This window comes from Pseudonocardia sp. ICBG162, from assembly GCF_020496225.1.
Classification (GTDB): Bacteria; Actinomycetota; Actinomycetes; order Mycobacteriales; family Pseudonocardiaceae; genus Pseudonocardia; species Pseudonocardia alni.
Genome location: NZ_JAHLJD010000031.1, coordinates 1,370,939 through 1,383,502, shown reverse-complemented (window position 1 = coordinate 1,383,502; position 12,564 = coordinate 1,370,939). Strand labels below are relative to the sequence as shown.

At 75.0% G+C, this 12,564-nt stretch carries 11 protein-coding genes; 1 reads left to right on the top strand and 10 read right to left on the bottom strand.

Annotated elements, in window-relative coordinates; all coding sequences use genetic code 11:
- Positions 1-24: 24 nt before the first annotated feature.
- Positions 25-975, bottom strand: a complete 951-nt coding sequence (locus tag KPL60_RS31465; RefSeq protein WP_062399020.1) for a D-alanine--D-alanine ligase — start codon at positions 973-975, stop codon at positions 25-27.
- A gap of 89 nt (positions 976-1,064) precedes the next feature.
- Entirely contained in the window at positions 1,065-2,435 is a 1,371-nt protein-coding gene (locus tag KPL60_RS31460; protein ID WP_226368042.1) for a PLP-dependent aminotransferase family protein, read from the bottom strand.
- 271 nt (positions 2,436-2,706) lie between these two features.
- Between KPL60_RS31460 and KPL60_RS31455 the strand changes: the two genes are divergently transcribed.
- A complete protein-coding gene (locus tag KPL60_RS31455; RefSeq protein WP_224401046.1) occupies positions 2,707-3,396 on the top strand; it encodes a GNAT family N-acetyltransferase in 690 nt (229 codons plus the stop codon).
- An 86-nt stretch (positions 3,397-3,482) separates the two neighbouring features.
- Here KPL60_RS31455 and KPL60_RS31450 read toward each other — a convergent pair whose 3' ends face one another.
- From KPL60_RS31450 to KPL60_RS31415, 8 genes are all read right to left on the bottom strand, one after another.
- On the bottom strand, positions 3,483-4,643 hold the full coding sequence (locus tag KPL60_RS31450; RefSeq protein WP_073573702.1) for an N-acetylmuramoyl-L-alanine amidase: 1,161 nt from the start codon (positions 4,641-4,643) through the stop codon (positions 3,483-3,485).
- Between the two features lie 202 nt (positions 4,644-4,845).
- Complete coding sequence (trxA, locus tag KPL60_RS31445; protein WP_020622767.1) at positions 4,846-5,172, bottom strand: thioredoxin; 327 nt, start codon at positions 5,170-5,172, stop codon at positions 4,846-4,848.
- Positions 5,173-5,222: 50 nt separating this feature from the next.
- Entirely contained in the window at positions 5,223-6,236 is a 1,014-nt protein-coding gene (gene trxB, locus KPL60_RS31440; protein ID WP_073573701.1) for a thioredoxin-disulfide reductase, read from the bottom strand.
- A 192-nt stretch (positions 6,237-6,428) separates the two neighbouring features.
- The gene (locus KPL60_RS31435; RefSeq protein WP_226368041.1) at positions 6,429-7,079 is read right to left on the bottom strand and encodes a hypothetical protein; all 651 of its coding nucleotides are present in this window, start codon (positions 7,077-7,079) and stop codon (positions 6,429-6,431) included.
- A complete protein-coding gene (locus KPL60_RS31430; protein ID WP_226368040.1) occupies positions 7,076-7,588 on the bottom strand; it encodes a sigma-70 family RNA polymerase sigma factor in 513 nt (170 codons plus the stop codon). The genes KPL60_RS31435 and KPL60_RS31430 overlap by 4 nt, the downstream gene beginning before the upstream one ends.
- Positions 7,589-7,665: 77 nt before the next feature.
- On the bottom strand, positions 7,666-9,429 hold the full coding sequence (locus KPL60_RS31425; RefSeq protein WP_226368039.1) for a protein kinase family protein: 1,764 nt from the start codon (positions 9,427-9,429) through the stop codon (positions 7,666-7,668).
- A 243-nt stretch (positions 9,430-9,672) separates the two neighbouring features.
- Positions 9,673-11,955 (bottom strand): DUF6049 family protein, encoded by a 2,283-nt coding sequence (locus KPL60_RS31420; RefSeq protein WP_226368038.1) that lies wholly within the window; start codon positions 11,953-11,955, stop codon positions 9,673-9,675.
- The gene (locus KPL60_RS31415; RefSeq protein ID WP_226368037.1) at positions 11,952-12,500 is read right to left on the bottom strand and encodes an NUDIX hydrolase; all 549 of its coding nucleotides are present in this window, start codon (positions 12,498-12,500) and stop codon (positions 11,952-11,954) included. The genes KPL60_RS31420 and KPL60_RS31415 overlap by 4 nt, the downstream gene beginning before the upstream one ends.
- Positions 12,501-12,564: the final 64 nt, after the last annotated feature.

The window sequence follows — 12,564 nt, the reverse complement described above, 5'->3', positions numbered from 1 at the left end:
CTGTGGTTCCACGTGGAACATCGCTCAGCCCTGTCGGGCCGCCGCGCGCTCGACGAGCGCCAGGTAGACCGTCGCGAGGTCGGAACCGTCCGCGGCCACCGCGGTCGGGAGCAGCGAGGTGTCGGTCAGGCCCGGCGACACGTTCATCTCCAGGACGTGCACGTGACCGTCGGCGTCGACGATCGCGTCGGTGCGCGACACGTCGCGCATCCCCAGCAGCCGGTGTGCGGCCAGGGCGGTGTCGGCCAGCGCGTCCAGCACGTCCGACGGCAGCCGCGCCGGGCAGTGGAACGTGGCCGCACCTGGCGTGTAGCGGGACGTGTAGTCGTAGAACCCGGACGGCACCTCCACCTCCACCGGCGGCAGCGCGCGGGGCTCCTCGCCGTCGTGGACGACCGACACCGCGACCTCGGTCCCGGCGACGAACCGCTCGACGAGGACCGTCTCGGCGTAGGCGAAGCAGCTGACCATCGCGGCCGGCAGGTCCGCCGCGTTCCGGACCACCTGCACACCGAGCGCCGAGCCGCCCTGGTCCGGCTTCAGTACCAGCGGCAGGCCCAGGCGCTCGACGATCGCACCGAGCACGCCCTGTGCGCCCAGCTCACGGAAGGTCGAGTGCGGCAGCGCGACCCAGTCCGGCGTCGACAGGCCCGCGCGGACGAGCTCGGTCTTCACGCTCGGCTTGTCCCACGCCCGCCGGCACGCCCCGGACGGCGTCCCGACGAACGGGATGCCCAGCAGCTCCAGCACCTGCTGCACGGCACCGTTCTCCCCCTCGCCCCCGTGCAGCGCGACGGCGACCGCGTCCGGCCGGTCGGTCGAGAGCCGCTCCAGCAGGCGCGCGTCGACGTCCCACTCGCGGACGTCGACACCGTTCGCGCGCAGCGCACCCGCCAGTCGACGACCGGATCGCAGGGACACCTCACGCTCGTGGGACAGGCCTCCGGCCAGCACGGCCACCGTTCGATCGCTCACGCGGGCATTCTGCGCCATGAACGGGAACGCCCCGGACCGGGAGCCGGTCCGGGGCGTTCCACGTGAAACATCGCCGTCGTCGGACGGCGTCAGGTCGTGTCCGGTGACGGGCTCTGGGTGCCCCGGGTCAGCTCGGGGCGGACCGGTGTCCCGAACGTCCGCACGACCTCCATCTCGGCCTCCAGCACCGCCGCCAGCCGCCGCACGCCCTCGGTGATGCGCTCGGGCGTCGGGAAGCAGAACGACAGCCGCAGCTGCCGGCTGCCGAACCCGTCGGCGTAGAAGCCGGTACCGGACGCGTACGCGACCCGCGCGGTGACCGCGCGGGGCAGCATCGCCTTCGTGTCGACGCCCTCCGGCACGGTCAGCCACACGAAGAACCCGCCGTCGGGGACGTTCCAGGTGCAGCCCTCGGGCAGGTACGTCTCCAGCGCGGCGAGCATCGCGTCGCGACGCTCGCGGTAGTTCTCGCTGAACGTCTTGATCTGGCTGCGCCAGTCGTGGTGCGACAGGTAGAGCGACACCAGCATCTGCGTGAACGACGGCGGGCACAGCGTCGCCGACTCCGCGGCCAGCACCAGCCGGTCCCGCACCAGCGGCGGCACCAGCGCCCAGCCGACCCGCAGCCCCGATGCGAACGTCTTCGAGAACGACCCCAGGTACAGCACGTCCGGGTCGTACGAGCGCAGCGCCGGGTGCACCTCGCCGTCGAACCCGAGCATCCCGTAGGGGTTGTCCTCGACGACCATCACGCCGTAGCGGCGGCACAGCTCCAGGATCCGCGGGCGCCGCTCGTGCGCCAGCGTCACGCCGGCCGGGTTGTGGAAGTTCGGGATCGTGTACAGGAACTTCGGGACGATCCCCTGCCGCGCCAGCGACTCCAGCGCCTCGTGCAGCAGCTCCGGGACCAGTCCGTGCTCGTCCATCGCGACGTGCACGACCCGCGCCTGGTAGGCGGCGAAGCTGCCCAGCGCGCCGACGTAGGACGGTCCCTCGGCCAGGACGACGTCGCCCGGGTCGACGAAGATCCGGGTCAGCAGGTCGAGGGCCATCTGCGAGCCGACGGTGACGACGACGTCGTTCGGGTCGGCCTCGATGCCCTCCTCCCGCATGACCTCGCAGATCTGCTCGCGCAGCTGCGGGACACCCTGGGCGGAGCCGTACTGCAGCGCGGACATGCCGTCCACGTCGACGAGCTCGGCCACCTCACGGGCGAGGGACTGCAGCGGCAGCGCCGCCAGGTTCGGCATGCCACCGGCCAGCGAGACGACCTCGGGACGGCTCGCGACGGCGAACAGCGCCCGGATCTCCGACGCCGTCATCCCGGCGGTGCGGGTCGCGAAGCGCTCGGTGGGGGCGAGCGGGACCACGGCCCCCTCCCCTGCCGCCGCTGCCTGCGCGGCCGCCGCGGCCGCGGAACGGCGGACGTCGGGCTGCTGCGGGCGGTCGGGCAGGGTCATCGCGTGCTCCTCTGCGAGGGGAAAAGGCTCGCCGAGTGTAACCGCGACGGGTGATCGGCCCGCCCTTCGTCGTGACGTTCGTACCGGTGGGCCCTCTCGGGGTGACGGGATCGCGAGAATCCACCTAGTCTCGGGCTGCGCGGGGTCACCGGACCCGGGGCGGCCAGGGGGACGGCTGCTCCGGCGCCGGGGTCGGGACCACGCCCCGGACGGGCCGGGCCGCGCAGCAGCGCGTGCATCGCGCGACGACGACATCCGGAGGTCGGATTCCGTGTCCTGGCACGTTGCCGCGCTCAACCTCGACAACCTCGGCGATCTGCCGAAGCGGTGTCGGAACTGCGTCTACTGGGAGCTCTCGCCCCAGCTCGCCGACCAGGCCGAGGGGTACGGCACGACCGACCTGGAGAAGGAGGCCTGGCTGTCCGAGGTGCTCCTCGAGTGGGGCTCCTGCGGCCGGGTCGTCTACGTCGGCGGTGCCCCCGCGGGGTACGTGCTGTTCGCGCCGCCGGCGTCGGTCCCCCGTGCCACCGAGATGCCGACCGGACCGGTCAGCGCCGACGCCGTCCTGCTGACCACGATGCAGGTGGCCCCGGAGTTCGCCGGCGAGGGACTGGGCCGGGCGCTCGCCCAGGCCGTCGTGAAGGACCTGACCCGGCGCGGGGTGAAGGCCGTGGAGGCGTTCGGCGACGCCCGTCCCGGCACCGAGTCCGACTGCGTCGTCCCGGCGGACTTCCTCCGCTCGGTCGGTTTCAAGACCGTCCGCCCGCACCACCGCTGGCCGCGGCTGCGGATGGAGCTGCGCTCGGGGCTGGAGTGGAAGTCCGACGTCGAGGCCGCGCTCGAACAGCTGTTCAACACGGTGACCATCCCGATGCAGACCGCGGCGCCGCGCCCGACGGCGACACCGGCCCGCGCGGGGTCCTGCCAGCTCTCGTTCGTGCCGCCCGCAGGGACGATCTGAGGGCGCTCTGAGCGGGCCGTGGACGGCCTCGGTGGCCCGGCCCCGGGTAAGGGGGCCGGGCGGGGCACTGCGGGTCGTGACGGGCCTCAGACGGCCCGGATCTCGTCCCTCGCGTACTCGCGGGCCAGCACGTCGTTGAAGGTGAACGTGCCGGTGGGCTGGTCGTCCTGTCCGAGCAGGTACAGCCGCTTGACGGCGACGAGAATGCCCTCGGCGACGACGTCGCGGAAGCCCGGGTCGAGCAGCTTGCGGCGGTCCCCGAGGTGGGTCAGGTACCCGACCTCGACGCGGACGGCCGGCATCCGGGTCCGGCGCACGAGCTCCCAGGTGCACGTCTGGCTGCGGCAGTCGAGCATCGAGGTCCGGGTGAGCAGCTCGCGCTGGATCAGCCCGGCGAGCGCCTCGCCGACGTTCGACGTGGTGCCCGACCCGTTGCCGAAGTAGTAGGTCGCCAGACCCTGCGCGTGCGGGCTGAAGCTCGCGTCGGTGTGCAGCGACACGACCATGTCGGCGCCGACGTCGTTGGCGAACTGTGCGCGCTCGGTGTCCGGCGGGTTGCCGTTCTCCGGGCGGGAGAGCAGGGCCTCCATGCCGGTGGCCGACATGCGGCCGACGACCCGGCGGGCGAGGTCCCACATCAGGTCGGCCTCGGTGACCCCGCCGACGTCGACACCGCGGTCGTGCCCGCCGTGCCCCGGGTCGATGACGATGCGCTTGCCGCGCATCCGCGGGCCGGCCCGGCGCAGCAGCTCCTGCTCGCGCATGAGGTGCGGACGCCCGCCGGTGACCTTGCGGCCGAGCTGGCGCAGCGCGCGCAGCGTCTCCGGGCCGCAGACACCGTCGGGGGTCATGCCGTAGTCACGCTGGAAGCGGATCAGGGCCTGCTCGGTCTGCTGGTCGAACAGCCCGCTCGGCCGGCCCGGGTTGTACCCGAGCTCGAGCAGGCGTTCCTGCAGGTGGGCGACGTCGTCGCCGGTGGTGGGGGTGGAGAGCGTGAACGACAGCATCCGGTCGCCCAGGCTCCAGCCCGCCTCCCGCAGCGCACGGGCGGTGTCCGGGCCGACGATGCCGTCGGTGATCAGGCCACGGCCCTGCTGGAACATGCGGACGGCGCGGTCCACGCCGTCGTCGAACATGTCCTGGGCGCGCGAGCCCGGCGGAACCGCCGGGAGCAGACCGAGCTGTCCCAGCGTCGTCCGGATCTCGCGTACGGCCGGACCGCAGTCCCCGCGCCGGAGCAGCTGCATGCACCCCTCGCTCGCAGTCGTGAGGCGCCGTGCGACGCCCGTGATCGGTCGGTTTCGCCCGGTGACCGGACGCGTGCCGGACTCATTGTGCCCTGCCCCGCCCCCGGAGGAGTGCAGCGGGGCGGATACGCGCGTGTCCCGGTTGTGATCAACCGGGACACGCAGCGTTATCTCCGTGCGCTATGCAGCGCACGGACAGTGATCAGATGTGGTCGGCAAGATCGGCGAGGAGCGCCGCCTTCGGCTTCGCGCCCACGATCTGCTTCACCGGCTTGCCGCCGGAGAACAGGATCATCGTGGGGACCGACATGACCTGGTAGTCGCGGGCGACCTCCGGGTTGGCGTCAATGTCGAGCTTGGCGACGGTCAGCTTCTCGGAGTTCTCGCCGGCGATCTCGTCGAGCACCGGGGCGACCATCTTGCACGGGCCGCACCAGGTGGCCCAGAAGTCGACCAGGACGGGCTTGTCGCTCTTCAGGACGTCCTGGTCGAACGAGCTGCTGGTGACGTCGACGGTGTTGTTGCCCATGGGGTTCTCCTTCGGTCGCGGATGCGGGTCTGTCGGGTGCCGGTGGGCGGTCAGTGCGCGGCGTCGGCGACGGCGGCCGCCGGGGCGGTCTCCTCCGAGCCGTAGCCGCCGCCGGCCAGCTCGGAGCTGACCTCGTGGCCGGCCAGCCAGCGCTCGGCGTCGATCGCGGCCGAGCAGCCGGAGCCCGCGGCGGTGATCGCCTGGCGGTAGGTGTGGTCGACGAGGTCGCCACAGGCGAAGACGCCCGGGACGTTCGTGTAGGTGGTACGTCCGTCCACCTGCACGTAGCCCTCGTCGTCGACGTCGACCTGGCCCGCCACCAGCGCGCTGCGCGGGTCGTGGCCGATCGCGACGAACATGCCGGTCACGTCGAGCGTGCTGGTCTCACCGGTCACGGTGTCGCGCAGCTGCAGCTGCTTCACCGAGCCCTCGCCGGTCACCTCGGTGACCTCGGAGTTGGTGCGCCAGCGCATCTTCGGGTCGTTCTGCGCCCGCTCGTACATGATCTTCGAGGCGCGGAACTCGTCGCGACGGTGGATGACCGTGACGGTCTCGGCGAAGCGGGTGAGGAACGTGGCCTCCTCCATAGCCGAGTCGCCGCCGCCGATGACGGCGATGTTCTGGTCGCGGAAGAAGAAGCCGTCGCAGGTGGCGCACGAGCTGACGCCGCGGCCGAGGAGCTCCTGCTCGCCGGGGACGTGCAGGTAGCGCGGGGCGGCACCCATCGCGAGGATCACGGCGCGGGCCCGGAAGGTCTCCTTGCCGACCCGCACCTCCTTGACGTCGCCGTCGAGCTTCACCTCGTCGACGTCCTGCGGGCGCAGGTCCGCGCCGAAGCGCTCCGCCTGGCCACGCATCTGCTGCATGAGCTCGGGGCCCATGATCCCCTCGGTGAAGCCCGGGTAGTTCTCCACCTCGGTCGTGGTCATCAGGGCGCCGCCGAACTGGCTGCCCTCGAACACGAGCGGGGCGAGCTGGGCCCGCGCGGCGTACACCGCAGCGGTGTAGCCGGCCGGCCCGGACCCGATGATGATCAGGTTGTGCACCGTGTCGTCGGTGGTCACCGGTACCGATCCCTCCTGGCGCGCCCGGGCGACGGGCGCGATGACGGGGCCTGCGGGTGCCGGCCCGGGTGGCCGGCTCCTGCGTCGTGGCTGCCGTATGGCTCGAACGCGATCCTAGACAGGGGCATTCCCGCTCGTCGGTGCCGTGGGACGTGGGCCGCGTGACCCGGGAGTCGCCGGTGCCCTGCCGGGTCAGCCGGTGGTGGTCTCGGCGAGCACCCGCGCGGAGCCCGGCCCGCAGTCCGGCGGTACGGCGACGAGGCGGTAGCGGCCCCGTTCCGGCCCGCCGAGGACGAGCAGGACCGCCGGGCGGCCGTCGACGGAGTGCGGGCGGGCCGTCAGGAACGGAGCGTCCGGTCGCGGGTCGCCGGCGGCGGTGAGGCAGGCGCGGACCCGGGCGGGGTCGTCGAGCGCGCCGACGGGGACGGCCGCGCCGGCGGCGGCGGACCGGAGCTCCTCCGGGGCGGTCCCGGCGACCGGGACGACGACCGGTGCGGTGGGCACGAGGGCGGCGACCCCGATCCCGGCGACGACGAGTGCCGCCGCGGCGAGGGCGAGCGCGCGCCACGGGGTGCGGCGGCCCGGCGGCGGGCCGTCGGCCGCCGGAGTCCCGCCCCGCTCCGGTCCGGGAGCCGCTCGCGCCACCTCCGCGGCGAGCCGCGCCCGCATCCGCGCCGCCACGTCGTCCGGCATCGCCACCGGACCGAGCTCCCGGGCCACCCGCGCCCCGACCTCGGCGAACTGTTCCTCGTCGACATGACACGATGCAGGTGTCCGGGGGTTGTCGTCGTTCCGACGAGTGACGTTCAACGAGTTGTCGTCGGGTCGGTGAGAACTGCTCATGCCTCGTCCTCCCGCAGTACGGGGGCCAGCCGGGCCCGCGCACGGGCCCGGCGGCTCTTCACCGTCCCCGGCGCTACCGCCAGCATCTCCGCCGCCTCCGTGACGCCGTAGCCGAGCCCGTCCACGAGCACCAGCGCGGCCCGCTGGTCCACGGGCAGCAGGGCCAGCGCGTCGGAGACGGCGAGCCGCACCACGAGCCCGCCCGCGTGGTCCCGGGCCGCGACGACCGTCTCCAGGGCCCGCAGCCGGTCCCGTCGCCGCCCGGCCGCGCGGAGCCGGTCGACGCAGTCGTTCACGAGGATCCGGTGCAGCCACGTCCCCGTCGCGGCGTCACCGCGGAACCCGGGCGAGCGGAGCGCGGACAGGAACGCCTCCTGCACCGCGTCCTCGGCCTCGATCCGGTCGCCGAGCATCCGCAGGGCCACCGACCAGAGCCGGTCGGCGTACCTTCGGAACATCTCGTCCAGGTCGGGCGGGGCCCGGTCCGGGATCCGGTCGACGGTCGTCACCCGCGCACGGTAGGCAGCGCCGGGGGGTGCTCACGGGCGTTGCCGGGCCGATCCGTCGCGATCGCGAACGGGGCGGCTCAGGGTGCGGTGCGGCGGAACCCGATGTCGTCGATCTGGGTCTGGTTGTTCGGCCCGAGGTTCGTGATCCACAGGAGCACGTGCTGGGTGGGGCGGCCCGGGTCGAGCCCGACCGTCGTCCGTCCCGAGGACAGGGTGACGGTGTCGAGCAGCGTCGTCTCCGCCAGCGTCGGCTCGGCCGACGGGGCCGAGCGGACCTCGACCACCGCGCCCGCGGTCGGCGAGTCGATGGTGAGCCCGGTGAGCGGCTCGGCGGCGTCGAACGAGGCCAGCACGCCGATCCCGGGCTTGAGCGCCGGGAAGGGCTGGAAGTAGCGGCTCGTCGTCCACACGGTGGAGGGGTCGCCGTCGACGACGTTGCCGACGGTGCCGGCGTTGTCCGCGTCGCCGACCGGGTCGAACACCGTCGCCGACACGTCCGGCACCGCGGTACCCGTCCCGGACGACGCGGCCGGGGCCTGCGCAGCGGGTACCTGCTGCTGCACCGGGGCGCTCGCCGCGGGCGGGACGACCACCGGCGGGGCGCCGCCGCCACCGAACAGCATGCCCAGCTGCACGGCGACGTACCCGAGCACGATCAGCACGCCGACGGCGAGCACCCCGAGACCGATCCGCAGGTTGCGGCGGCGCCGGGGGTCGTTGCGGGTGTCGGGCAGCCGGTCGGAGTCCTGCCACACGTCGTCGGGCTCGGCGGGGGCGCCGTCGTGCACCGGCGGGAAGAAGGCCTGGTCGGCGTCCTCGGCGACGACGTCGGCCAGCATCCGGTGCATCGCCGCCGCGGTGTGCACCCGGCTGACGCCGTCGCCCTGGCCGAGCGCGCCGCTGCACAGCGTGTCCAGCTCCAGCGGCACACCGGGCCGCAGCTGCGACGCGGGCCGCAGCCGGCCCGCGGGCGTGCGGTCGGCGGCGACGAGCCCGGCGCGGGCGGCGTCGGACACCGACAGCGGCCAGCGCCGGGTGAGCAGGCAGTAGAGGATCCCGCCGAGCCCGCGGACGTCGTCGGCGGCGGACACCGACGGGCGCGGGAGCAGGAAGGCGAGCATGGCGCGGCCGTCCGGGGTGATCCGGACGCGCTGCGGGTGGTCGCAGCCGAGCACCAGGCCCTGCTGGTGGGCCTCGGTGGCGGCGGCCGACAGGGTCTCGACGGCCTTGGCGGCCCGCTGCGCGCGGACCGGGCCCTCGGCGACGGTCTCGGCCAGCGAACGTCCGGGCACCCACTCGGCGACGGCGGCGCCCAGCACGTCGGCCGGCAGGCCGTGCGTGCCCGGGGCCAGTACGTCGAGCAGCCGGGCGCTGCCGGAGTGCTCGAAGCAGCCCGAGCGCAGGGCACGCACGATCATCTCGCCGGCGCGCGCGGTGCCCTCCGGGTCGTCGGACCGGTCGTCGGCGGGGAGCCTGCGCAGCAGCGTGACGCCGACCGGGCGGCGCAGCACGGTGTCCTCGGCGCGCCAGAACTCCGCCCCGGCGGCCGGGTCGGACCCGATCCGCTGGCGGAGCACGTAGCGCTCGGTGAGCGGCGAGCCCGCGGTGGTGCCCGCGGTCTCGCGGACGGGCGGGATGCGCTCGGTGGGCCGGGCCTGGGCCGGCACCGCGGGCACGGCGGCCGTCGGCTGCTCGTCGGCGGGTACCCCGGCGGTCCCGGGCGCGTCGGCGGTCGCCGTGGCGTCGGTGGGGTCGAGCGACGGGTGCGGACGGGGGGCCGCGTCGTCCTCGACGGGGTGGGGGCCGGTCCGGGCAGTGCGCTCGCCGATCTGCCCGCTCAACGGCCTCGCCCTCCCCTGGCGCTCGGTGTCGTGTCCGGCGTCAGCCTACGGCACTCGGTCGGATGTGGACGAGCCGAGAACACGCCCCCGGACCCGTCTCCCCTGTCTTCGGAGACGGGGGCCGATCGGTTTGCCTCCCGGTCCTCCGGATTCGCCGAGAAGCACCTGTGATGCGACGAGCGGTCAATACCGGACGGCGAACGACGGCGGTGTTCCTTGTCTCCCCCGATCGCTCCCCGGGCCTCAGGAGCCGTGGGCGCGTCCGGACGGCGCCGGTCCCGGTGGCACGGGGACGTCCGGGGGCGTGTCGGGCCCGGGACCGGGGCCGGGGCCACCGGCCGGGCCGGGTGCGGCGGCCGGACGCAGCCGGCGCAGCACCCGCCGGACCACCAGGACCACGAGGACACCGCCGGCGACCGCGGTCAGCCAGACCGTGACCGTCCCGTAGACCGTCGACCGCACCCGTAGCCGGGTGTCCGGGCCGAGCGCGACGCCGTCGGGGGTGAGCAGGCCCGCGTCGACGCTGAACACCCCGGAGCGGGTGACCTGGGCGCTGACCCGCACCTGGACGCGGCCGCGCGGCGGGACCGCCTGCACCTCGATCGGGGCGACCCGCAGCCCGGTGGTGCTCGACAGCACCACCCGCACGTTCATCGTCACCGGCAGCCCGTTGGCGACGGTGATCAGCAGCGGTGCGTCGCTGGTCCCGAGCGAGTACGGGCTGGGCGGCTCCACCACACGCACCGACGCGCGGATCTCGGCGATCCGGTCGGCGACGACGGTCTCCTCCCGCTCGGCGCGGGCCGGGTCGCCCCGCCACCACGACGACACCGCCCGCAGCGTGCCGGTCACCAGCGGGTCGAACACGTCGGCGGGGCTGGCCCCGACCCCGGTGCGGGCCTCGGCCGCGGCCCGCAGCGCCTCGATCGTCCGGACCTGGTCGGCCACCCCGGACACGACCGTCCCCGGGATCTCCGCGCCGCCGGCCTGCGGCGGGTAGAACAGCTGTGTCCCGCCCGCCTGCACGTCGCCGCCGATGAGGGTGGACAGGCCGGTCGGGGCGATCCGGCCGTCGTCGATCAGCGAGGTCAGGGCGGTCAGCACCCCGGCGGCGGCCGGCCCGTCCGCGGCCCAGCGGTGCGGCGGCGCGACGACCAGCGGGCCGCCGGCGTCCCCGGCCCGGAACGCGAGCGCCCCGGCGAGGTCCTGGCCGGCGAGCCCGCCCACGTCCCCCTGCTGCACCTCGACGCCCGCGGGTCCGCTCGCGGCCTCGGTGAGCAGCGGGTCGGTGAGCAGCGCGGAGTCGTCGCCGTCGCGGCCGGTGCCGTCGGAGCCGCCCACGCGCACCCGGCCGGAGGCCGCCGTGCCGGTCACCCCGTCGGCGGAGAGCAGCAGCCGGGTCCCGCCACCGAGGGCGTCCAGCGTCGCCTCGTCGACGACGCCGTCGGCGGGCCACACGACGCCGTCGAGGACCGTGGTCCCCAGCTCGGTGGACAGGGTCCGGCGGCCGCGGTCCAGCGCGGTCCGGGCGAGGTCGGCCTGGCCGCCGCGGACCAGGGCGACCAGGTCGGCGTCCGACGGCGGCAGCGCGATCACGCAGGTCCCGCGCGCGGCGGCGGTCAGCGCCGCGAGCCACTGGCCCGCCGCCTCCGCGCCGCGGCCGGGCACGGACTCGTCGGGGCCGGTGACGACGCCGTAGCCGTCGCGCATGGCGGCCGCGGTGGCGACGAGCTCGGGGTCGATCGCCAGGCAGAGCGCGGCCCGGGTCGGGGACCCGGCGGGCGCGGCCGAGCCCAGCGCCTCGACGAGGCCGCGCAGCCGGCCGCCGTCGGCGAAGGAGGTCGCGAGGTCGTCGTCGGTCAGCAGCGGCGGCTCGCCGGGCAGCGGCGGGACCCGGCGCGGGGCGTCGGTGATCGGGTACAGCATCGTCACCGGTGCGGCGGCGACCGGCGACGACGGCGGCGCGGCCCCCGGCAGCGACGACACCGGCAGCATCGTGCGGACCCCGGCCAGCCGCGACGGCGTGCCGTCGACGGTCCCGTTGAGGTTCACCAGCAGCGGGTAGGTGCCCGGGCCGGGCAGCGCCAGCGTCGACTGCGGGGGTCCGGTGAGCGGGACGGCGTAGCGGAACGGGACCGACGCGCCCGGCGCGAGCGGACCGAGGTCGGCGAACGGCGGCGTCGCGTCGTCGACCGCGGCCTCCCCGGCCAGCGCGGTCCGCAGCCCCGCCTCGCCGGCGAGCACCGGCCCGCGCTGCACCCGGACGGCCAGGTCGTCGACGATCCCCGGTCCGGTGTTGGTGACGGTCCCGGTGACGACCAGCTCGCCCGGCCCCGCCGAGGTCACCACCCGCGGGGTCATCGTGCCGACGTCGAGCCGGACCGGGGCGACGGGCTGCTGGGCCGGTTGCTGTGCCGGGCGATCCCGGGCGGCGGCCTGCGGGGCGCCCGCCGGGAACGCCGCGGGCAGGAACAGCGCCACCACCGCGGTGAGCACGATCGCGACCAGGGCCGCGACCCGGCTCACGCCGTCTCCTCCAGCAGGTTGGCCGCATGCCGGATCAGCCGGCGCTCGTCGGCGTAGGCGAGGCGGCCCTCGAGCTCGTCGAGCGGGACCCAGGCCACCTCGGAGACCTCGACGTCCTCGTCGCAGAGCTCGCCGCCGAGCGCGCGCATCAGGTAGTGGTGGACCGTCTTGTGGACGCGCCGGTCCTCGGCGACGAACCAGAAGTCGATGGTGCCCAGGGGAGCCAGCACCTCACCGATGATGCCGGTCTCCTCCTGCACCTCGCGCACCGCGGCCTGCTCCGCGGTCTCACCGGCCTCGATGTGGCCCTTGGGCAGCGACCACAGCAGCCGGCCCCGGCGGTCCAGCCGGCCGATCAGCGCGGCGGCGCCGGTCTCGGGGTGCACGACGAGCCCACCGGCGGACGTCTCGTCCACCGTGCGCAGCCGGCGACGGCGGTCCGGGGACCGGTCGGCGCGCCCGGCACGGCCGGCGCGTGTGCTCCGGCCCTCACGGCCGGGTTCCGCGCCGCGCCCTGCCGAGGAGCGGCCGCGGGAGGTGGACATGTGGCGATGGTAACGAGGAGGTGGCTCGAAGGGGGGTCGACGAGCCGCCCTCGGCCGTGGCGTC